Below are 21,579 nucleotides of genomic sequence, written 5' to 3' on the forward strand. Positions count from 1 at the left end.
CGGCATCCCCTGCTCCGGCTGCGGCACTTCGCGTGCCGCAGCCGGAGCAGGGAATCCTGTGCGTCGCTGACCACAGTCCTGCATGACGGCGTACGGCGCCGGCACAGCTCTTCAGTTCGCGGGAAGAGCCGTGCCGGCGCCGTCGTCGTGTCAGGGTGAGCGCACCACCAGCTCCGGAACGACCAGGACGTGTCGCCCTTCGGACAGCTCGGCCTGCGGGCGCACTGAGGTGCCGTCCGGGCCCATGAGCTGATCCAGGACGGCGGAGGCCACACGCTCGGGCTGCTGCTCCACGCTGCTGATCCCCAGCGCGTCGGCCGTCGGTGTGTTGTCGAAGCCATAGATGAGAAGCTCTGGCCGTCCCGCATCCAGTCCGGCAAGGTGCGCGCCGATAGCCAGCACGTCGGAGGCGCAGACGACGGCGTCGGTGCCGTCCCCGGCCAGGACTGCCGCCACCGCCAGGCGGGCAGCGGTGACGTCGTCGTCCACGGCGAGCCGCTCTCCAGGGGCCACGCCGCCGGCTTCCTCCAGTGCGCGCAGCCAGCCCCGTTCCCGATCGTCGCCGGTGCCGGAACCGGCGGGCCATCCGAGGAACGTGATACGTCGAGCGCCGTTCTCCAGGGCGTGACGGGTGGCCAGCTCGGTACCGACCGCGGAGTCCACATCCACCCACGGATGGGCGTCCATGCCGGCGGCGTCGCGGGTCGCACCCCAGGGGCGGCCGAAGCTCGCGAAGGGGATGCCATGGGCATGCAGCCAGGTGGTGCGGGGGTCCTGATGCCGCGTTCCGGAGAGGACGACGGCGTCGATCTCTCCTCCGTCGACGAGGTCCTCGATCCGGCGGATCTCCTCGTCTACGTCCCGGGCGGTGTAGACCAGCACTCGCATGGCCCGGGCGGTGGCACGTTCGGTGAGCGCATGGACGAAACGGTCTAGCATGACCCCGGAGATCCCACCGCGGTAGGGGTCGAGATGCACGCCGATGGCGGAGGAGCGGCGGGTGCGCAGTTGTCGGGCAGCGGTGTGCGGACGGTAGCCCAGCTCCTTGACGGCGTTGAGGACCTTCTCCTGGGTGCTCCGCCGGACGATCCCGGGGTTGTTCAGGACGTTCGACACCGTCTGCCGGGATACGCCCGCGGCGCGGGCGACGTCCTCCACCGTGGGGGTGCGCGCCATGGGTCCTCCTTTGATCGCTGCCCGTGCGTTCGGGGTGGCATGCCGGTGATGCGCGTCATCCTACACAGCATGCGGAAGACGTCTTGACTTCCGCCAGACGTGCTGAGTAATCTACGTCACGCCAGCCTTTGAACGTTCAAAAAAATGGCGCATGGTCACCGTACCGCATGCGCCTGAAGGAGACGATCCCCATGAGGCAGCCTCAGACTGCACCCCGCTTCCCTACGGCCCGTCGCACCCGCTGCGCCCTGCGCGGCGGCGTCATCCTCGGCGCCACGGCCCTCGCGCTCACCGCCTGCGGCAGTGGATTCGACGACGGTCCCGCTGCTGGGGACGACGCCGGCGACTTCACGTCCGGGGCAGACCCTCTGACCGTGCTGATCGGATCCTCCGGGGACTCCGAGACCGCCGCCGTCGAGGACGCCGTCGCCGCGTGGTCCGAGGAGTCCGGACTGGAGGCGTCCGTGCAGATCGCCAACGACCTCACCCAGCAGCTGTCCCAGGGATTCGCCTCGGGGGATCCGGCGGACCTGTTCTACCTCTCCACCGATGCGATCGCCGGCTATGCCGCCAACGGCAGCCTGCAGCCCTACGGCGACCACCTGGAGAATCGGGACGACTTCTACCCGAGCCTGGTCGAGAATTTCACCGTGGAGGATCAGTTCCATTGCGCGCCCAAGGACTTCTCCACCCTGGCGCTGATCATCAACGACACCCTGTGGTCCGACGCCGGCCTGACCGACGACGACGTCCCGGCGACCTGGGAGGAGCTCGCCGGCGTCGCCGAGCAGCTCACCACCGAGGACCAGGTCGGCCTGACCTTCAGCCCCGAGTACCAGCGGCTGGGGGTCTTCATGGCCCAGGCCGGCGGCGCCCTGGTCGAAGACGGCGCTGCCGTCGCCGACAGTGCTGAGAACGTCGAAGCGCTGGAGTACGTCCAGGAACAGCTCGATGCGGGCTCCTTCGCCTTCTCATCGGACATCGGTGCCGGGTGGGGCGGCGAGGCCTTCGGCACGGAGGACGCTGCGATGGTGATCGAGGGGAACTGGATCACCGGGGCGCTGGCCAATGACTTCCCGGACCTCGACTACACCGTGGCGGAGCTTCCTGGCGGTCCCGCGGGGCCGGGGACCCTGCAGTTCACCAACTGCTGGGGCATGGCCGCTGACAGCCTCAACCAGGAGGCTGCCCTTGACCTGGTGGAGCATCTGACCAGCACCGAGCAGCAGCTCGAGTTCTCCGAGCGCTTCGGCCCGATGCCCTCGGTGGAGTCGGCCGCGGCTCAGTGGTCGGAGGAGAATCCCGAGCTGACCGCGTTCCTCGACGGTGCCGAGTACGCCCAGTTCCCACCGCACCAGGCCGGCGCGGCCGACGTGATCGCCGACCTCAACTCCCAGCTGGAAGACCTCGACTCCGCCGATGCCGAGTCACTGCTGGACTCGGTGCAGGCGAACCTTGAGCCGATCACCGAGTGAGGACCAGATGAGCACTGTCACGCGGGCCGGAGTCGGCCGTGGAGAGGCGGCCGCGGGGTGGCTGTTCACCCTGCCGGTGATCATCATCCTGGGGCTGTTCCTGCTGCTTCCGGTGGTCATGGCGCTCTGGGTCTCGTTCTCCGACTGGACCGGCCGAGGCTCGCCCTTCTCGGCCGACGTGGGACTGGTCGGGGCCGAGAACTACGAGGCCGTCACCACCGGAGGCGGTCTGGCGGAGCGGGACTTCGGGCTCGCCATGCGCAACAACGCCTGGTATGCCGTGCTGGTCATCCCATTGCAGACCGCGCTCTCGCTGTTCCTGGCGGTGCTGGTCAACCGCGCGGTGCTCCGCGGCCGCGGCTTCTTCCGCACCGCGTTCTACTTCCCTTCGGTGACCAGCTCGGTGGCGATCACCGTGCTGTGGCTGTTTCTGTTCTCCTCCTCGGGCGCAGTGAACCGCATCCTGTCCTGGATCGGCGTCGCGGGCCCCAACTGGTTCAATGACCCGACCGGCGTAGTGCACGCGGCGCTGCGGGGGATAGGGGTCGACCGCGGGCCCGAGGTGCTCACAGAGAACAGCTTCCTCAGCGTCTCCTGGTGGGAGTGGCTGGCCGGACCGTCCTTCGCGATGAGCGCCTTCATCCTGATGGCGATCTTCACCACCAGCGGCACCTTCATGCTGCTGTTCCTGGCCGGACTGCAGAACCTCGGCCAGGACGTGGACGAAGCCGCCGTCATGGACGGTGCCGGAATCTGGCAGCGGTTCTGGCATGTCACGCTGCCTCAGCTGAAGCCCGTGCTGTTCACGGTGCTGACCCTTGGTCTCATCGGATGCTGGCAGGTGTTCGACCAGATCTACACAGGAACCCAGGGAGGCCCCGGCAAGACCACCCTCACCCCGGCCTACCTGAGCTACCAATCGGCCTTCATCTCGCAGGAATGGGGGCAGGGTGCGGCCATTGCGTTCATCCTCTTCCTCATCATCGTGGCGATGACCCTGCTGCAGCGCTGGATCCTGCGGGACCGGCCCATCTCCGGCCGACGCCGGATGCTGCCCGCAGACCAGGACTCGCTGTCCGCGCAGCCGAAGGGAGGACGCGGATGACCGCCGTCGCGCTCCGTCACCGAGGGAGGCCTGCCTGGGGACAGATCGGACTCTACGGGGTCCTGTGTGTCCTGGCTCTGGTCTACATCTATCCCTTTCTGGTGCAGCTGTCGACCTCGTTCAAGACCGACCCGGACGCCGCCGCACAGCCGGTCTCCCTGGTGCCGCAGGCGTTCACCTGGCAGGCCTATGAGCGGCTGTTCCTGCACTCGGACTTCCCGGTGTGGTTCATGAACTCCGCCGTGGTGACCCTGCTGGTCACCCTGGGCCGGGTCTTCTTCTGCTCCCTGGCCGGGTATGCCCTGGCCAGGCTGCGATTCCGAGGCCGGGCCGTCATCTTCGCGGCCCTGGTGGCGGTGATGTCCGTGCCTGCCGTGGTGCTGCTGATCCCGAAGTTCCTGGTGATCAACTCACTGGGCATCTACGACTCATACGCGGGCATGGTGCTGCCTCTGCTGGTGGACGCCGCCGGGGTCTTCATCATGAAGAACTTCTTCGAGTCCATCCCCCGGTCTGTGGAAGAGCAGGCGCGGATCGACGGTGCCGGCATCTTCCGTACCTTCTGGTCGGTGGTGCTGCCCATGGCGCGGCCGGCGCTGATCACCATCGTGATCCTGTCGTTCCAGGGCTCCTGGAACGAACTGAGCCATTTCATCGTGGCCACGCAGTCTCCGGAGCTGACCACGCTCACCAAGGGAGTGGCGTCCCTGGCCAGCGGACAGCTGAGCCAAGGCAGCGAGTACCCCATCAAGTTGGCCGCCGCGGTGATCATGACCATTCCGGTGGCCGTCATGTTCTTCATCTTCCAGCGCCGCATCATGAACTCCACCGAAGGAGCCGTCAAAGAATGACTGAAACACCCAATGCCCCGCTGCAGCCGTTGCTCAGCGATGCGCTCGTCGCCTTCCGCGCTCCGACCCAGGTGTGGTCCGGGGCCGACGGCGACATCGGCGGCTCTGCCGTCGAGGGCATCTTCCATGGGGACGTTCGGCATGTGCGCCGGATGAGTCTGCTCTGCCCGGACAGCCAGGTGGAGACCATCTCACGGTCCGTGGAAGGCCCGGATGAGCTGACCTTCCAGGCGCTGCTGCGGGAGGTGGATGATCCCACTCCAGACCCCAAGGTGAGGCTCCGTCGTGACCGGCAGGTCAGCCCTGGGGTGATGACGGAGACCTGGCGGCTGAGCTCTGCAGTGTCCGAGGAAGTCACGGTGCGCTTGGGCGCCATGCTGGTGCCCGAGTTCGCCAGCATGCATGACGTCAAAGCCGGTGTCGCCGCCGACGAGGCGTTGAGCATCGAGCAGCAGGACGGGGGGATCGTCGTCACCAGCGGTGCACGCCGTCTGCGTCTGGAGGCCGACGGTGCCGTGCTGTTCGTCGTCGACGGGTCCGTCCACTGCTCCTGGACGGTCACGCTGGCGCCGCGGGGGCGCTGGGAGTCCACGCTGCGGATCAGCATGGAGGACCCCGGTCTGGTGGTCATCGCCCCGTCCGATGGCGTGCCCACCTCCGTGGCCCAGCTGCCTCTGCCGGCCGACCCGCGCGCCGGCCGGTGGCTGCATCGTGCGGTGGCTGACCTGGACGCGCTGCGCCTGGCGCTGCCGGAGAGCCCGCAGGACGGCTTCTACGCCGCGGGAGCCCCGTGGTTCTTCACCCTCTTCGGGCGGGACTCACTATGGGCCTCTCGGCTCGCGCTTCCGGTGGTTCCGGGATCGGCGGCGCCCACGCTGCGCACGCTGGCGCGTCTTCAGTCCACGGACGACGACGCCGAGGCTGCTCGGGAGCCCGGGAAGATCCTCCATGAGCTGCGCTCCGGCACGTTGAGCATCCCCGGGGAGGCTATTGAGCTGCCCCCGCTGTACTACGGCAGCGTGGACTCCACCCCGCTGTGGATCTGTCTTCTGGCCGAAGCCCGGGAGCACCTGACCCTCGAGGAGCTCCGCGGACTGCGTCCGGCCCTGCGTGAGGCCCTGCGCTGGATCCTGGTGCACGGCGACGGCGACGGCGACGGCGACGGCTTCCTCGACTACATCGACCGGACGGGACATGGTCTGGCCAATCAGGGATGGAAGGACTCCGGGGACTCCATCCAGTGGCGCGACGGCAGACTCGCCGAGGGGCCGATCGCGCTCTGCGAGGTCCAGGGGTACGCCTACGAGGCGGTGTTGGCCGGGGCGGAGATCCTGGAGGTCCTCGGCGAGGAGGCCCCGAACGGCAGCGATGTCAGGGAAGGAGATGACGACGTCGACCTCTCGCTGGAGTCCCTGCGCCGATGGGCGGCCGAGCTCCGTGAGCGCTTCCACCGGCACTTCTGGGTGGAGACCGAGGAGGGTCGGTATCCGGCGATCGCCCTGGACCGGCATAAGCGCCCTGTGGACACCCTGACCTCGAACATCGGGCATCTCATCGGCACCGGGATCCTGGATTCTGAGCAGGAAGCGCAGATCGCCGAGCTGCTGCTCGGGGAGTCGATGTCCAGTGGGTACGGCGTGCGCACCATGTCCACCGAGGCGGCCGGCTACTGGCCGCTCTCCTATCACGGAGGCAGCGTGTGGATGCATGACACGGCGATCATCGTCCACGGTATGCTCCGGGCCGGGTTGACCGGGCCTGCCGCGCGGATCGCCGAGCAGATGCTCGACGCCGCTGAGGGCTTCGCCTACCGGGTGCCGGAGCTCCAGAGCGGCGACCCGGTGGCCGACGTCGGCGCGCCGGTGCCCTACCCCGCGGCGTGCCGGCCGCAGGCCTGGTCCGCGGCCGCCGCCGTCGTCTGTGCTCAGGCGCTTGCAGGCGCCGAGGAGGCCTGACCCTCCCTTCATCCAGTGGCCACGAATCCCGGCTTCTCGCCCTCATCGACCGCGTGTCATGAGGGAGAAGCCGGGATTCGTGGCCACTGGCGTCAGATCTGCTGTCCGATGAGCTCGGCCGCTCGCAGCACCTCGGGGACCCTGCGGCGCAACGTGTCCACGCTGACAGTGTCGTCGTGGGCGACGATGTTCAGGACGCCTGCTGCCTCGCCGCGAGCACTGCGCACCACGGCGGCGACGCTCACCGTGCCGAGCACGCGTTCGGAGACGCCCAGGTGGTACCCGGACTCCCGGATCTCGCTCAGCTCCGCGCGCAGGCTCTCGGACGTCTGGTGCTCCCCTGAGGCGAGCCGCACTCCGGGGTAGTCCTCGAGGTACTCCTGGAGTTCCTCATCTGTGAGGTGCGCGAGCAGCGGCTTGCCAGCCCCGACGTCCAGGGGGAGGCGCCGGCCGATCGGGAACTGGTAGCGCATCGGCTCCGGCGCCTCCACGCGTGCCGTCAGGATCCGGTCGAAGCCGGAGCGCACGAAGATCGATGCCGTCAGGCCGGTCGAGTCCGAGAGCTCGGTCAGGACGGGGCGTGCGGCCTTGACCAGGGGGTCCTGCAGCACGAAGGCGTGAGCCTGAGCCAGCGCCACGGGGCCGAGCGTGTAGCCGTTCTCCGAGGTCTGGGCGTAGCCGCTCCCCACCAATGTGGCCATGATCCGCTGAGCGGTCGCGATGTGCAGGCCCGTCTCGCGGGAGACCTCGCTGAGCCGGATCGGTGACCGCGCATTCTCCAGAGTCCGCAGCACGTCGAACGCACGCTCGAGCGTGCGTCCCTTGTTACCCGACGCGTTCATGTCTCTCCTGTCGTCTTGACCGATGCGCCCCTTCATTCTCCACGAGTGTGCCTCCTGATGGAGGGGTGGTTGACAACACACTCGATGCCATGTGATGGTAAGCACACTCATAAGATGAGAGTAACTATCACTCAGTGAGAGGCATTGATGACTGTAGCAGTTCTCGGGCTCGGTGAGGCGGGTCAGGTCTTCGCCCGGGCCTTCGCTCAGGCGGGAGACCACGTCGTGGGATTCGACCCTGGCCCGGCCAGGACTCCCGACGGCGTCGTCCGTGCTGACACAGCGGCCGAGGCCGTGGCGGAGGCGGAGATGGTGCTGTCGCTGACCACCGCGCGCTTCGCCGTCGCGGCGGCGGAGCAGTGTCGGGCCGCTCTGTCTCCCGGTGTGCTGTACCTGGATCTCAACGCCTCCTCGCCGGAGGTGAAGAAGTCCGTCGAGACGGTCCTCGAAGGTGCCGCGCAGGTCGTCGACGGCGCAGTCATCGGCTCGGTGCGTGCCTTCGGCGCCACCGTGCAGGTCCTCCTCTCGGGAGCTGCCAGCGGTGAGGTCGAACAGCAGCTCAGCAGGGTCGGCACCCGCACCGAGATCCTCGGCGCCCAGGTGGGAGATGCCTCCCGGCGGAAGCTGCTGCGCAGCATCTTCATGAAAGGGCTCAGCGCGCTGGTCCAGGAGTCCCTGGAGGCCGCGGCCGGCGCCGGTGACGAGCAGTGGGTGCGCCAGCAGATGGCCGAGGCGCTGGTCGGCGGCGAGTCCACAGTGGACCGTCTGGACAGCGGCATCCGGATCCATGCTCGTCGGCGCAGCCAGGAGCTGGCCGACAGCCTCGAGCTCATCCAGGACCTGGAGGGCACCTGGCCGATGACCTGGGGCGCACGGGAACGGCACCTGCTGCTGGCCCGACGGGCCGAGGACGTCTCACCGGCTCTCGAGGTCCTGCGGCGTACGCCCACCGCGGCCCTCGGGGACGGCAGCGACCGTCTGGGGTTCGTCGGCGCTGACCTGCGTCCGGTGTGGGACTGCCCGCAGATCGCGGGCCCGGCGCTGACGGTCCAGACCCAGGCCGGCGACAACTTCGCCATCCATCAGGCCCTGGCCCGGGTGAAGCCCGGGCAGATCCTCGTGGTCTCCGGGGAGCGGGGCCGCGAACGTGCCCTGATCGGAGATCTGATCGCTGAGCGGGCGAAGAAGGCCGGGGTGGCAGGGATGATCCTCGACGCCCCAGTCCGTGATGCCGCCGGCATCGCCGAGGTGGGCCTGCCTGTTTGGGCGGCCGGCGTCTCTGCTGCCGGTCCCTACAAATCAGGACCCGCCCGGCTCGGGCGTCCTGTCGCCGTGGGTCATGCTGTATGCAACCCCGGTGACATCGTGGTCGCCGATGCCGAGGGCATCCTCTTCCTGCCCCCGGAGGAGGCCACCGCCGCAGCAGAGGCCGCCGAAGCAGTCCTGGCCGAGGAATCCGCGCGGCGCGAATCCATCCGAAGCACCGCCTAGACCACGATGACGTCATTCCACCACTTGGGAGGAACCATGAAGAAGACCCACAGCCGCACCACACTCATCACCGGACTGCTGGCCCTGCCGGCCCTGGCCCTGACCGCCTGCGGCGGACAGGCTGACGGAGGGGACGCCGAGAGCTTCCCCGACGAGACCATCACCTTCATCACAGCCTTCGCCGCCGGAGGGGCGAACGACTCGCTGGCCCGCATGCTGGCCGAACACACAGAGACTGTGGCCGAGGACTACGACTTCGTCATCGAGAACATCGACGGCGGCTCGGGCTCCGTGGGTCAGGCCGAGGGGGCCCAGGCGGACCCGGATGGGCACACCCTGCTGCTGGTCACGCCGTCGATCATCACCAATCCGATGTTCAACAACGTGCCCTACACCCACGAGTCCTTCGAGCCGGTCATCCTGATCAACAGTGAGCCCCACGTGCTGCTCGTCAACGCTGACGCTCCCTTCGACGACTTCGCCTCCTTCGTCGAGCACGCCGACGAGAACCCCGGACGGGTCAGCATCGGCGTCTCCGGGGCCGAGACCACGACAGCCTTCACCAGTCGCGACCTTGCGACCGCCGCAGGGATCGAGACCACCACCGTGCCGCACGACGGCACGGCCGACGCCCTGCTGCAGGCCCAGGGCGGGCACATCGACGGTGCCGTCGCAGGAGGCCTCACGGAGGCCCAGTCCGCCATCGACGAGGGCAGTCTCAAGCCGATCCTGGTGTTCGACGACGAGCGGCTGGAAGGCCTCCCGGACGTCCCCACGGCGAGCGAGGAGGGGCTGGACACCATGCACAGCTCCTGGCGGGGAGTGGCGGCGCCCGAGGGCACCGATCCGGAGATCATCGAGGCTCTGCACGACGTCTTCCAGGAGGCTCTGGAGACGCCGGGCTACGAGGAGGCCGCACAGAACCTGAACCTCTCCATCGACTATGCCGGACCGGAGGAGTTCCAGGAGCTGATCGACGCCACCTACGAGACCTACTCGGCATATGAGGACTGACCCCCATCCTGCCTCTCCTCGACCAAGGACGGTGATCCATGAAGGTCAGATCGGTTGAGCTGATCGTGCTGCTCGGTCTCGCAGCCGCGGGAGTCTGGTACCTCGTCAGCGCAACGAGCTTCCTGGAGGCCGGGGAGCCGGACTACTACCTGAACCCCGGCTTCTTCCCCACGATCCTGGGGTGCGCACTGCTGCTGTTCATCACGGTGAGTCTGGTCCAGACGCTGTTCAGGACGTCCAACAGGGAGGCGTTTCCGGCAAGGAACACCCGCCGGGTGATCCTGGTCATCGGGCTGACGGCCGCCTACCTCCTGCTCTGGAGCATGATCGAGCCGCTGTTCTACCTGTTCACCGTCCTGTTCTTCCTGGCGGTCTCCCTGGTGCTGACCCTGAAGAGAGGAACCCCGCTGCTGCCGGCGATCGCCAGGCTCGGGCTGGTCGCCGTCCTGCTCACCGGACTGGTCTACCTCATCTTCGACGTCACGTTCGGGATCTCCCTGACATGACGGCCGCCTCGCCGCCCCGAAAGGACGTGTACACATGGGCTTGACGGAATTCGACGTCTCGGTCCTCTTCGATCCGCTCAACATCGTCGCCATCCTGGTCGGTTCCCTGGCAGGCATGTTCTTCGGTGCCATCCCGGGTGTCGGAGCGATGGTGGTGCTGGTCCTCTTCCTGCCCATCTCGTTCCTCCTGCCGCCACTGCCTGCGGTGCTCCTGCTGCTGGCCGTGTATCAGTCGAGCGAGTACGGCGGGTCGATCTCCAGCATCATCCTGGGGATCCCCGGTTCGCCGTCGAACGTGGCGACGATCCTCGACGGGCATCCGATGGCACAGAGCGGAATGCCGGGCAAAGCCTTGGGATACTCGCTGTGGGCGAGCACGATCGGCGGACTCGTCGGTGGTCTCGCGCTGCTGTTCCTCGCAGTGCCGATCGCGGCCTTCGCGATGACCCTCAGCTATCCGGAGTACTTCCTCCTCGGCATGTTGGGCATTCTCGCCGTGGCAGTGATCAGTTCCCACGACCTGATCCGCAGCATCATCTCGGCCATTCTGGGGCTCATGGTCGGCACCGTGGGTATGGACCTCATCACCGGGGACCCGCGGTTCACCGGGGGCCAGATGGAGCTCTATAGCGGATTCACACTCGTGGCGATCATCCTCGGGATGTTCGCCTTCTCCGAGGTCATCACCATGATCAGGGACAAGGGGAGCCGGCCGGCCCCCGACACTCTGACGGTGAAGACGAAGGTGCCGTTCGCGGAGCTGAGGACCACGGCCAAGGCGACCACGGGCGGAAGCGTCATCGGCTCGCTGATCGGCATCTTCCCCGGCACCGGCTCCGGGACCGCATCCTGGTTCGGCTACAGCTTGGCGAAGAAGCTCTCCAGGAACCCGGACAGGTTCGGCAAGGGGAGTCCTGAGGGCATCGCCGGTGCTGAGTCAGCCAACAACTCCTCAGTGGGCGGCTCACTCCTGCCGCTGCTGACCCTCGGGGTCCCTGGGTCGCCGGCTATCGCGATCGTGATGGGTGCCTTCCTCATGCACGGCATCGTGCCCGGTCCCAACATCTTCGCTGAGGAACCCACCCTCACCTACGGAATCCTCTTCGGCTTCCTGCTCACCTCAGTGGCGATGTTCTTCTCCGGGAAGCTGGTGACGCCTATCTTCTCGCGGGTGCTGAAGATCCCCAGCGAGATGCTGATCCCTGCTGTGCTGCTCATCTCGATCGTCGGCGTCTATGCGGCGAACACCTCGAGCTTCGAGCTGTGGGTCGCACTCACCGTCGGTGTGATCGCCTACTTCATGAGGAACCTCGGTTTCTCCCTCCCTGCCTTCGTCCTGGCGTTCGTGCTCAGCGGGATCATCGAAGAGAACTTCCGCCGTGCCCTGCTGGTCTCGGGCGGGGACCTCACGATCTTCGTGACCAGGCCCTTCTCTCTCGTCCTGGTCCTGATCATCGTCGGCCTCGTGAGCCTGGGAATCTGGGGCAAGGTCAGAGGCACCCGGCGCGAGAAGATCCTCGCCGAAGTGCAGGGTACCGACGAGCAGGAGTCCAAGGCCTGACGTCTCCCTCACCTGGATCCAGTGGTCACGAATCCCGGCATCTGCCCGATGACACGCCGGTCAGGGGCGCGAGATGTCGTCATTTGTGACCACTGGATCCCTATTGCGGTCGTAGACTGCAGGCGATCCGTCGGAAAGGGGCCGCATGCCGCAGGAGATACGACCGCTGGAGTCGCTGGCCGATCAGCTCGAGCAGGTCTCGGCCGGCTACGCGGCGAAATTCGGGCTGCATCGAGACGGGGACTGGTTCATGCTCAAGCTCCAGGAGGAGCTGGGAGAGCTGACCTCCAGCTACGTCGCGCTCACCGGCCGTGCTCGGCCTCGTGGACGCGACGACGCCGCCGATCGCCAGGCTTTCGAAGAGGAACTGGCTGATGTGCTCGCTCATGTCCTGTTGCTGGCCCGACATGCAGGGATCGACGCCGACCGCGCAGTGGACGACAAGTGGCTGCGGTGGTTGGACGACTCTGCCGACGTCTGACGTGCCAGCTCACCCATCCAGTGGCCATGAATCCCGGCATCTGCCCGATGACACGCCGGTCAGGAGCCCGAGATGTCGTCATTCGTGGCCACTCGATCCGGTGCGGGCACTTCCTCAGGGGTGCGGCAGCAGCGCCGCACGCCAGTGCTGCTCGTGCGCGCGCACATACGCGGTCGCCGCAGCCCAATGCTCTCCGTGGCCCGCGAGGTACATGCTTCCCCACGGCTCGCGGCCGCTCATGTGGGATTCGCGCAGCAGCCGGTGCATGGCCGCGGTGCGGTCGCCCATCGCCCGGGGGAGTGCGGCTCGGAGCGCGTGGTCCGCGCCGTACCCGTCGACGAACGCGGCGAGTCGGGCAGCCGCCGCCTCCGGATCCTCTGCAGAGTCATTAGCGGTGAAGGCCTGTGCCGAGTATGCCAAGTCCCAGAGCCGACTGCTGGGTCCCGCGCCGTCCCAGTCGATGAATACGAAGCGCTCGCCGACCACCAGGTTCCATGGGGTGAGGTCGTTGTGGCAGATCATCTCGCTCTCCAGGGCGGGGAGGACGTTCTCCCAGGGCGCGCCCTCGGCGGGACGGTGCTGCGCGGCGCCGTCGTGGATGCGCCGCACCAACGCGCCCGCCCGGTGCAGCTCGTCACAGGTGAGTCGACGACCCTCGGCCGTGAGGCCAGGGATGAACTCCAGGATCTGGCGGCCTCGGCTGTCCCGACCCAACACCCGGGGCACGTCGACGCCACGGTCCCGCAGATGCGTCAGGAAGGCGTGGACGCTCGGCGTCGCGGAGCTCCACGGCTTGCGGACCGTGTCACCGATCCGGACGACGCCGTCGCTGACGTTGCCGCCGGTCAGCGGCTGTTCGTGCTCCACGGCTCCAGGTTAGCGCGTCGTCCCGCCCATCCAGTGGCCACGAATCCCGGCGTCTGCGCGATGACATGCCGGTCAGGAGCCCGAGAAGCCGGGATTCGTGACCACTCGATGCGGAGGTGTCAGCGGAAGCGGACCTCCACGGCCTCGCCGTGGGCGGGCAGACCCTCAGCCGCGGCCAGCGCGGTGACGTGGCCTGCCACCTGGTCCAGTCCGTCCCTGCCGTAGTGGATGACCTGTTGGGAGCGCAGGAAGCTGGTCACATTGAGCCCCGAGCTGTAGGCCGAGGCGCCGCCGGTGGGCAGCACGTGGTTGGATCCGGCGCAGTAGTCGCCCAGCGACACCGGAGTGTAGGCGCCCAGGAACACGGCACCGGCGTTGTGGATCCGGTCAGCCAGCGCGGCGTCGTCGCCGGTCATGATCTCCAAGTGCTCGGCTCCGTAGGCGTTGGCGACGTCCACCGCCACGTCCAGGGAGTCGACCACCAGCACCGCCGACTGGGAACCAGTCAGCGACTGCTTCACCCGGTCAGCGTGCGGCGTGCGGGCGGCCTGCTCCTCGACGGCGGTCATCACCCGCTCGGCGAACGTCATCGAGTCGGTGACCAGCACCGCGGCGGCGAGCTCGTCATGCTCCGCCTGGGAGATCAGGTCCGCGGCCACCAGAGAGGGGTCGGCGGACTCATCGGCGAGCACCATGATCTCGGTGGGACCGGCCTCGGCGTCGATGCCGACCACGCCCTGCACGGCTCGCTTGGCGGTGGCGACGAAGATGTTCCCCGGACCGGTGATCAGTTTCACCGGCGGGCACACGACGTGCCCGGCGGCGTCGCGCGCGCCGTAGGCGAACATTGCCACGGCCTGGGCCCCGCCGACGGCGTAGACCTCCTCGACGCCCAGCAGGTGGGCGGCGGCCAGGATGGTCGGGTGCGGGTAGCCGCCGAAGTCCTTCTGCGGCGGGGAGGCGATGGCCAGGGAGCGGACGCCGGCGACCTGGGCGGGCACCACGTTCATCACCACCGACGACGGGTACACCGCCTGGCCGCCTGGCACATAGAGGCCCACCCGCTCGATCGGCACCCACCGGTTGGTGACGCGAGCATCCGGTCCGGGGGAGACCATGGAGGCGGCCGGCAGCTGGGCGGAGTGCACCTCGCGGGCTCGGGAGATCAGCGTCTCCAAGGCGGCGCGGACGGTGCCGTCCAGGTGGTCGAGGGACTCCTCGAGCTTCCACTGCGGCACCCGCAGCGCCGGCGGGCGGACGCCGTCGAAGCGTTCGGAGAGCTCGGTCAGCGCCTCGACGCCCCCGTGCCGGACCTTCTCAAGGATCGGCGCCACGGTCTCGACCGTGGCCGAGATGTCCTGCTCGGCGCGGGGCAGCACGGTGCTGACGTCCGCGGCGCTGCCACGGAGATCCTTGAGGGTGAGCATGTTCCTCCTTGGGACCGGTCGGATTCTCCGCCCATTCTCCCCCGGGGAGGCGCAGGACGCAGAATCTCATGACGATGACGGCGGACGACGACGGCGTGCAGGCAGTCACACCGGCTCACGTCCGGTTGCACTCCAGGTGTCGGTGACACCATGCTGGATGATCGCGGCCCGGCAGTCGCCGACCGCCCACCATCCGACGCCCCGAGGAGTGCCGTGACTGCGGAAGAGACGCTCGAGCCGACACCGGACGAGGATCTGAACACCATCGTCGAGGACAACGTCCCGGACGGGGTCCAGTCGCTGATGGCCGACGCCGGACCCATCCTGGGGATCTTCATCGGCGTCGCCGTCACCCTGGTGGTGGCCCTGGCGATCACCGTGGCCTCCTCGGTGGTGATGAAGCAGATCTTCCGCCGCACGCCGGAGGCCACGCGGGCCATCAACCGCACCCGGCTGCCGCTGTTCCTCACGCTGACGGTCTTCGGCGCCCGGGTAGCGGTGCGGATAGCGGCCACGGAGGAGTCCTGGCAGCCGGCGGTGTCGTTCGTGCTGTTCATCCTCATCGTGGCAGGCATCGCCTGGTGGGCCATGCGTGTGGTGCGCATCGTCGAGGCACTGGTCCTGGCCCGTTACGCCGGCGACGGCGAGATGGAGGACCGCCGGGGACGCCGCCTGCGCACGCAGGTCTCACTGATCCGCCGCATCCTCACCGCGGTGATCATCACCCTCGCGGTGACCGCCGTGCTGCTGATGATCCCGGAGGTCCGGGCGCTCGGAGCCGGGCTGCTGGCCTCGGCAGGTGTGGTCTCCGTGGTGGCCGGCCTGGCGATGCAGTCCACGCTGAGCAACGTCTTCGCCGGAATCCAGCTGGCCTTCACCGACTCGATCCGCGTCGGTGACGTCATCGTCATGGAGGACACCTTCGCCACCGTTGAGGACATCACGCTGTCGGTGGTGGTGCTGAAGGTCTGGGACGAGCGCCGGGTGATCTACCCCTCCAGCTACTTCGTGGCCACCCCGTTCGAGAACTGGACCCGAGTGGGCACTGAGCTGTTCGGCACCGTGGAGCTCGACGTCGACTGGCGCGTGCCGATGGACCAGCTGCGTGCCCGGCTGAAGCGCCTGCTGGAGTCCACCGACCTGTGGGACGGCAAGGACTACTCGGTGCAGGTCACCGAGGCCACCGGCGGCATGGTCAAGGCCCGTGTGGTGGTCTCGGCCCGCAACTCCGGCGAGCTGTGGGATCTGCGCTGCCTGGTGCGGGAGGACCTGGTCAACTACCTGCGCGCCGAGCATCCCTACTCGGTGCCCACCCAGCGCATGCTGCTCTCCCACGAGGAGGCCCTCGACGGTGCGCCCCACCATGTGCGCACGGGCCAGTTCAACCAGGTGGGGGACGACGACGGCGCCCGCCGCGGCGACACCCGCGAACAGCCCGTGGTGCCCGGCGCCCCCGAGCGGCGCCCCGAGGATCACGCCGGCGCCTGGCGGCTCAGCCCGGAGGAGCAGGAGCTCCTGCGCCGGTACGGCTCCGCCGGCCACCAGGCTGAGGAGACGGCACAGGAGACGACTCGGGAGACGACCCGGGAGACGACCGGGGCGACGTCCGGAAGGGCGGATGCCTCGCACGCCGCGGAGTCGGAGCATACGGAGGAGACCCCGCTGACGCAGGCCGGCGAGGGTGCCTCCGTGTTCACCGGCTCCATCACCGCCGTCGAACGCAACCGCGAATTCTCCGGCCCCGGTGAGGAGGCGTACCGGGAGCGCCGGGAGCGTCAGGAGGACGGCGCCCTGGAGGAGGACGGCACGGAGCCGCGCGAGAAGCACAGAGCCCGGCCCGACGACGGCGACTGAGCCGCCGCGGACGGCCGTCCGGCTGCGGCGAGGCCTCGGGTGTCGCCCCAGGTCACGTGGTGGTGTCGACATGGCATCAAGCCGATGACGGCGGGCGCTGGGCGGTTCCCGCGCGTCGCGACATCCCGGTACGGTGGCCGGACCTGTGCCCCCGACCTGGAGCTGAGTGATCACGATGGTTCCCCGAGGACCGGACGCGCGCCGCACGCCATGGCACGACCGCCCCGCCGCTCTGCTGGGAGCGGGCCTGGTGGCACTGAGCCTCGCAGCCTGCGGCCCCGGCGACGAGACTCCGGATGAGGACCCCGACTCCGTGGTGGAGGAGGAGACGGACCCGGACGAAGCCCCGACAGATGACGACGCCGATCCTGACGATCCCGATCCTGATGACACCGCTGACGACGTGCCCGAGCCGGAGGAGGTCGAGGCGCCTGACGCAGCCGAGAGCCCTGATGCAGAGGCCCCTGAGGCGGAGTTCCGCGAGCACCGGGAGGGGCTCAGCGAGGACCGCTTCGACACCGAGCCGCGGGAGAGCGCCGGATTCCCTGACGCACTGGTCCCGCCGCCGGAGGATGAGGACCTGCTGCTCTGTGAGGTCAGACTGGGCGCGCATGACGGCTACGACCGTGTGGTCTTCGACCACGCCGGCACCGGCTTCCCGGGGTGGCGGACCGAGTATGTGGACGAGCCCACCCAGCCGGGCAGCGGGCACCTCATCGAGATGGACGGGGACGCCTACCTGGCGGTCCACGTCACCGGGCTGTGGCCCGGCAACGCGGGAGAAGACCAGGGCCACCTGGTGATGGAGACCGACTGGGCGCACCTGGACACGCTCGTGGAGGGCACCGCGACGACGATCGTCTTCGAAGGCGCCGCCAGCTACTACATCTCCCTGGACCAGGTGCGCGACTACGACGTGTTCGCCATCGAAGACGGCTCACGCCTGGTCATCGACATCCTGCACTGACAACGGCGCCGGACCAGCGCCGGCCCAGGTCACTTCTTCAGCGGATTCCGTCCGTTGAGCTGCATGCTTCCCGACGGCGCCGACGTCTGCCCGTCGGAGCCCTGCCCGTCGGAGCCCTGCCCGCCGGAGCCCTGCCCGCTGGAGCCCTGCCCGCTGGAGCCCTGCCCGCTGGAGCTCCGCCCGCCGGCGTCGGGCAGCGGAGTCCTCGGCACCTCGGAGGTCGGAGTCTCCGAGTCGGCCACCTCCACGGCACCGTCGGACCCTTCAGCGCTCTCCTCGCCGCGACCGCGGCTGTCCTGGGCCTTGGCGGCCTTGTAGGCGTCCACGGTCCGGATGGCCTCGGTGGTCGGCTCGGCGGTGCCGTCGTGGTCGCGCCGCGGGCCGCGCTCCAGTTGGGCGATCGCCTCACCTTCGGTGGGCGCGCCCACCCGCCGCTCCATGGCCCAGCGGACCATCGAGTCCGGGACGAACTTCAACGAGGCGGTGAGCATCTGGTAGCTGCGCGAGGGCACGCACGTGGACGCGCCCTGGGCGTTGGCTGCCAGCGCCTCCCGGACGACGTCATCGGCGTCGAGCCACATCCACCGCTTCGCGCCCTTGACCTTGATGCCGGAGCGTTCGTGGAACTCGGTGCGCACCAGGCCCGGGCACAGGGCGGTGACGGTGATCCCGCGGCCGCGCATCTGCTGGTGCACGGCCTTGCTGAAGTTGATGACCCACGCCTTGGCCGCCGAGTAGGTGCCGGTGGGGGTGAAGCCTGCCACCGAGGCCACGTTGATGATGCGGCCCCCGCGACGCCGGACCATGGCCCGTGCGGCGGTGTGGGTGAGCTCCATCGTGGTCTGCACGTGCAGGCGCAGCAGGTCCCGCTCCTCGTCGAGGTCGGACTCGAGGAAATCTGTGGGGAGGCCGTGCCCGGCGTTGTTCACCAGCAGGTGCACCGGGTTCCGCGCGTCCGCCAGGCGCTCCTGGACGGCGCCGACGCCGTCGTCGGTGACCAGGTCGGCCACCAGGACGGTGGCGCGCACCCCGTACTGGGAGGCCATCGATTCGGCCTGGGCTCGCAGGCGGTCGGCGTCGCGGGCCACGAGCACGAGGTCATAGCCCTGGGCGGCGAGCTGGCGGGCGAAGGCCGCACCCAGCCCGGCGGTGGAGCCGGTGATCAGAGCGGTGTGGGAACTCATGTCAGTATCCTAGATCGACAGGCTCCACGGGTCGGACCCACACGTTCAGCCGGTGTTCAGCTCCACCGGCCGGGAGCCTGTGATGGCCGTCAGCGGCGGCCAGGCCGCTCACGACCCGGACAACATGACACGAGATCGGGACATTGTTACCGCAGCACCGTGCTGCGAAGGAGGGGTTCACCGTGCGCTGGCGACAGAGGACCGAGTGGGGGCCGAGGTCGCTCGGAGACGACGAATGGGCCGTGCTCGAGGCGCAGATCGACGCCGACGACCTCGAGGCCGTGGAATACGCCGTCGAAGAGCTCACCGGATTCATGGACGCGTTCCGGGAAGACGTGGACGGCCATCCCATGGTGGGGGTCACCGACGGGCAGCTCAGCGTCACTCAGGAATACACCGAGAACCGCCGGGGGCGACGGGTGCTGCAGGTGACCTTCTACGCCTCGGGCCGCGTGGGGGTGGCCCAGCCGCACGCGTTCGACCGGCTCGGCTCCGCGGCCGGCTCGTTAGTGGACCACCTGCAGGCGGACGGCATCGTCGTCTCCGAGATCCGCTGGTCCGAGCACCCCTATCGGAAGCGCGCATTCTGAGCGCCCGTGCCCCCGTGCCCCCGTGCCTCTGAACCCCTCAGCCCCTGCCGCTCAGGCGCCGTCGTAGGAGGGGCCGTCGGCCGGCCCTGCTCCACCATCTGCGCCAGCATCGGGCAGACCAGCACGGTGATCGCCCCGCCGGTGACCATCACGGAGGCGACCGCCTCGTCGATCAGCCCGGAGGAGACGGCGATCTGCGTGACGGCCACGATGATCGGCAGACCCGTGGAGGCATAGAGCGCCAGGGCGAGGCGCTCGCGGACGGTGCGCAGTCCGGAGTGCGTCTCGGTGAGCTGTTCGCGCAGGAACACCGGCAGTCCGCGCACCGCGAGGATGGCGGCCACAAAGCCCAGCAGCATGGGCCACTGGGAGACCACCGACCCCAGGTCGATCCCCATGCCGCTGGTCACGAAGAACACCGGGATCAGGAAGCTGAACCCGATGACCTCCACCTTGTGCACCAGCGTGTGCCCGTGCTCGGGGGCCTTGCCGGAGAGCACGGCGCTCAGCAGCATCCCGGCGGCGAAGGCACCGAGCGCGACGTCGAGCTCGAGCACCGCAGTCAGCAGCATCAGCGTCAGCAGGACCAGCACGGTGAAGCGCAGCGTGGTCTGCATAGTGGTGTTCGCCCCCACCGCCATGGCCCGCCCCAGCAGGGGGATGCGGGTGAACAGCCGGTGGGGCACCAGCACCACGACGACGGCGGCCACCGCGAACCCGACCAGCACCATCGCCGCACCGAGCGTGCCCCGGGTGGAGAGCAACAACGACATGGCCACGATGGGTCCCAGCTCGCCCAGCGCCCCGTGCAGCATGGTCGCCCCGCCCAGGGGTGAGCCAGCGGCGCCCGAGTCCTTGAGGATCGGCAGGAGGGTGCCCAGCGCGGTGGAGGTGGAGGCGATGGCGAACACGATCGCCACATGGATCTGCCCCTGGGTGACCAGCAGGCCTGCCCCGATGCCCAAGGCCAGGCAGATCACCCAGGTCAGGGCGGCGGCGCGCCCCTGCCGTCCGCGCATCTGGCCGGTGTTGATCTCCAGTCCCGCCAGCAGGAACAGGAACCCCATGCCCAGTTCGCGGAGGAAGCCCACCGCCTCAGTCTGCTCCGCCAGCTGCAGCCCGAAGGGGCCGATGAGCATCCCGAGCAGCAGCAGCCAGACGACGTCGGGGATCTTGCGGCGCGTGGCCAGCGCCAGCAGCGGGGCGAGGAACGCGGCCACGACGATCCACCAGGTGGAGAGCAGATTCTCCACGAGCATGTGTTCACCCATGCAGCAGAGCCTACGCGCGTATGCGTCCGTGGGCCTGCGTCGGCGCCGCGGAGGTCAGATCTCGCCGAGCCTGCGCAGGTGGTCCAGCTGGGCGGCGGCGATCCGTGTGGTGACCCGCTGCGGGACCGGGCTGTCCTCGCCGTACAGCATCCGGCCCAGCTGCTCCGGGTCCTCGGGCGCAGCGGGTGAGGAGGCCGTCGTCTTGCCCTGCCGGGCCTCCGCGATGAGCGCCCGGACCTGATCCAGCCGTTCGTGGCGGTGCGCCAGGTACCGGCGGGCGGTCTTCGCCAGCGACGGCTGGGCGGGGCCGTGGGCGGGCAGCAGGAGCGCATCGCCGTAGCCGATGAGGCACTCCAGGCTGGCCAGGTAGTCGGTGAGCGTGCCGTCCGGGTGGTCGAGCATAGTGGTGCCGCGGCCCAGGAGGGTGTCGCCGGTGAGCATCATCGCGGCCGGTCCGGCGGGCCCCGGGCCGAGACGTTCGTCCCCGGACTCGGCGACGAGCTGCGCCTGCGGCAGGAACAGGCTCACGGAGTCTGAGGTGTGGCCGGGGGTGTGCACCGGCTCCACCGCCGCCCCGCCCAGGTCGATCCGCTCGTGGTCGCTCAGCGGGTGCGGGAAGAGGCCGTCGGCGCCGGGGAGGCATTGCTCGGGGTCGAATCCGCGGACCGGGGCGCCGGTCCGCTCCGCCAGGGCCGGTGCGGCTCCGGTGTGGTCCCGGTGGCGGTGGGTCACCAGGATCTGCGCCACGGGACGCCCGGCGACGGCGGTCAGGATCGCCTCGACGTGCTCCGGGTGGTCCGCCGGCCCCGGGTCGACGACGGCGACGGCGTCCCGGCCGGCGAGCACGTAGGTGGTGGTCCCCTCCAGGGTCATGGGGGAGGGGTTCTCACAGAGGAGCCGCTGCACGGCCAGCGGCGCAGCGGCAGGTCGGGACGTCGTCGTCGAGGTCATGGCACCACTGT

Annotated in this window: 19 protein-coding genes; 12 read left to right on the forward strand and 7 right to left on the reverse strand. The window is 68.9% G+C overall.

Translation table 11 applies throughout. From position 1 onward, the window contains the following. Window positions 1-150: 150 nt before the first annotated feature. Window positions 151-1,176, reverse strand: coding sequence for a LacI family DNA-binding transcriptional regulator (locus Q7C18_RS09660; protein ID WP_311025212.1), 1,026 nt, complete (start codon window positions 1,174-1,176; stop codon window positions 151-153). A gap of 191 nt (window positions 1,177-1,367) precedes the next feature. Between Q7C18_RS09660 and Q7C18_RS09665 the strand changes: the two genes are divergently transcribed. The 4 genes from Q7C18_RS09665 to Q7C18_RS09680 are packed head-to-tail and all read left to right on the forward strand — an operon-like array spanning window position 1,368 to window position 6,562. Next, complete coding sequence (locus Q7C18_RS09665; RefSeq protein ID WP_311025213.1) at window positions 1,368-2,651, forward strand: extracellular solute-binding protein; 1,284 nt, start codon at window positions 1,368-1,370, stop codon at window positions 2,649-2,651. Between the two features lie 7 nt (window positions 2,652-2,658). Next, the gene (locus Q7C18_RS09670) at window positions 2,659-3,756 is read left to right on the forward strand and encodes a sugar ABC transporter permease (protein ID WP_311025214.1); all 1,098 of its coding nucleotides are present in this window, start codon (window positions 2,659-2,661) and stop codon (window positions 3,754-3,756) included. After that, window positions 3,753-4,607 (forward strand): carbohydrate ABC transporter permease, encoded by an 855-nt coding sequence (locus tag Q7C18_RS09675; RefSeq protein ID WP_311025215.1) that lies wholly within the window; start codon window positions 3,753-3,755, stop codon window positions 4,605-4,607. The genes Q7C18_RS09670 and Q7C18_RS09675 overlap by 4 nt, the downstream gene beginning before the upstream one ends. Then, complete coding sequence (locus Q7C18_RS09680; RefSeq protein ID WP_311025216.1) at window positions 4,604-6,562, forward strand: glycogen debranching N-terminal domain-containing protein; 1,959 nt, start codon at window positions 4,604-4,606, stop codon at window positions 6,560-6,562. The genes Q7C18_RS09675 and Q7C18_RS09680 overlap by 4 nt, the downstream gene beginning before the upstream one ends. Window positions 6,563-6,654: 92 nt before the next feature. Here Q7C18_RS09680 and Q7C18_RS09685 read toward each other — a convergent pair whose 3' ends face one another. After that, window positions 6,655-7,404, reverse strand: a complete 750-nt coding sequence (locus tag Q7C18_RS09685; RefSeq protein ID WP_311025217.1) for an IclR family transcriptional regulator — start codon at window positions 7,402-7,404, stop codon at window positions 6,655-6,657. 147 nt (window positions 7,405-7,551) lie between these two features. Between Q7C18_RS09685 and Q7C18_RS09690 the strand changes: the two genes are divergently transcribed. The 5 genes from Q7C18_RS09690 to Q7C18_RS09710 all read left to right on the forward strand — a co-directional run bounded on the left by Q7C18_RS09690 (window position 7,552) and on the right by Q7C18_RS09710 (window position 12,457). Then, window positions 7,552-8,895, forward strand: coding sequence for an NAD(P)-binding domain-containing protein (locus Q7C18_RS09690; RefSeq protein ID WP_311025218.1), 1,344 nt, complete (start codon window positions 7,552-7,554; stop codon window positions 8,893-8,895). 36 nt (window positions 8,896-8,931) lie between these two features. After that, window positions 8,932-9,909 carry a tripartite tricarboxylate transporter substrate binding protein gene (locus Q7C18_RS09695; protein WP_311025219.1) on the forward strand — a complete coding sequence of 326 codons (978 nt, stop codon included), beginning with the start codon at window positions 8,932-8,934 and terminating at the stop codon, window positions 9,907-9,909. A 38-nt stretch (window positions 9,910-9,947) separates the two neighbouring features. After that, window positions 9,948-10,415, forward strand: a complete 468-nt coding sequence (locus tag Q7C18_RS09700; RefSeq protein WP_311025220.1) for a tripartite tricarboxylate transporter TctB family protein — start codon at window positions 9,948-9,950, stop codon at window positions 10,413-10,415. Between the two features lie 34 nt (window positions 10,416-10,449). Further along, window positions 10,450-11,976: a tripartite tricarboxylate transporter permease gene (locus Q7C18_RS09705; protein WP_311025221.1), complete on the forward strand. Its 1,527-nt coding sequence runs from the start codon at window positions 10,450-10,452 to the stop codon at window positions 11,974-11,976. Window positions 11,977-12,121: 145 nt separating this feature from the next. Continuing rightward, window positions 12,122-12,457: a MazG nucleotide pyrophosphohydrolase domain-containing protein gene (locus Q7C18_RS09710; RefSeq protein WP_311025222.1), complete on the forward strand. Its 336-nt coding sequence runs from the start codon at window positions 12,122-12,124 to the stop codon at window positions 12,455-12,457. A gap of 114 nt (window positions 12,458-12,571) precedes the next feature. Here the strand turns inward: Q7C18_RS09710 and Q7C18_RS09715 are convergent, their stop codons facing one another. Beyond that, complete coding sequence (locus tag Q7C18_RS09715) at window positions 12,572-13,324, reverse strand: phosphotransferase (protein ID WP_311025223.1); 753 nt, start codon at window positions 13,322-13,324, stop codon at window positions 12,572-12,574. 119 nt (window positions 13,325-13,443) lie between these two features. Continuing rightward, complete coding sequence (gene hisD, locus Q7C18_RS09720) at window positions 13,444-14,751, reverse strand: histidinol dehydrogenase (protein WP_311025224.1); 1,308 nt, start codon at window positions 14,749-14,751, stop codon at window positions 13,444-13,446. A gap of 213 nt (window positions 14,752-14,964) precedes the next feature. On the opposite strand from hisD, the gene Q7C18_RS09725 reads away from it, so the two are divergent. Then, a complete protein-coding gene (locus Q7C18_RS09725) occupies window positions 14,965-16,605 on the forward strand; it encodes a mechanosensitive ion channel family protein (RefSeq protein ID WP_311025225.1) in 1,641 nt (546 codons plus the stop codon). Window positions 16,606-16,780: 175 nt separating this feature from the next. Continuing rightward, window positions 16,781-17,572: a hypothetical protein gene (locus Q7C18_RS09730; protein ID WP_311025226.1), complete on the forward strand. Its 792-nt coding sequence runs from the start codon at window positions 16,781-16,783 to the stop codon at window positions 17,570-17,572. Window positions 17,573-17,601: 29 nt separating this feature from the next. Here Q7C18_RS09730 and Q7C18_RS09735 read toward each other — a convergent pair whose 3' ends face one another. Beyond that, window positions 17,602-18,756 (reverse strand): SDR family oxidoreductase, encoded by a 1,155-nt coding sequence (locus tag Q7C18_RS09735; RefSeq protein WP_311025227.1) that lies wholly within the window; start codon window positions 18,754-18,756, stop codon window positions 17,602-17,604. Window positions 18,757-18,938: 182 nt separating this feature from the next. Between Q7C18_RS09735 and Q7C18_RS09740 the strand changes: the two genes are divergently transcribed. Continuing rightward, window positions 18,939-19,346 carry a hypothetical protein gene (locus Q7C18_RS09740; protein WP_311025228.1) on the forward strand — a complete coding sequence of 136 codons (408 nt, stop codon included), beginning with the start codon at window positions 18,939-18,941 and terminating at the stop codon, window positions 19,344-19,346. On the opposite strand, the gene Q7C18_RS09745 is transcribed toward Q7C18_RS09740, so the two are convergent. Together Q7C18_RS09745 and Q7C18_RS09750 are read right to left on the reverse strand one after the other, a co-directional pair. Next, complete coding sequence (locus Q7C18_RS09745) at window positions 19,325-20,617, reverse strand: cation:proton antiporter (protein WP_311025230.1); 1,293 nt, start codon at window positions 20,615-20,617, stop codon at window positions 19,325-19,327. The two genes, Q7C18_RS09740 and Q7C18_RS09745, sit on opposite strands and share 22 nt — an antisense overlap. A 54-nt stretch (window positions 20,618-20,671) precedes the next feature. Continuing rightward, a complete protein-coding gene (locus tag Q7C18_RS09750; protein ID WP_311025231.1) occupies window positions 20,672-21,568 on the reverse strand; it encodes an MBL fold metallo-hydrolase in 897 nt (298 codons plus the stop codon). Between the last annotated feature and the right edge of the window lie 11 nt (window positions 21,569-21,579).

This window comes from Nesterenkonia sp. CL21 (assembly GCF_031705515.1).
Taxonomy (GTDB): domain Bacteria; phylum Actinomycetota; class Actinomycetes; order Actinomycetales; family Micrococcaceae; genus Nesterenkonia; species Nesterenkonia aethiopica.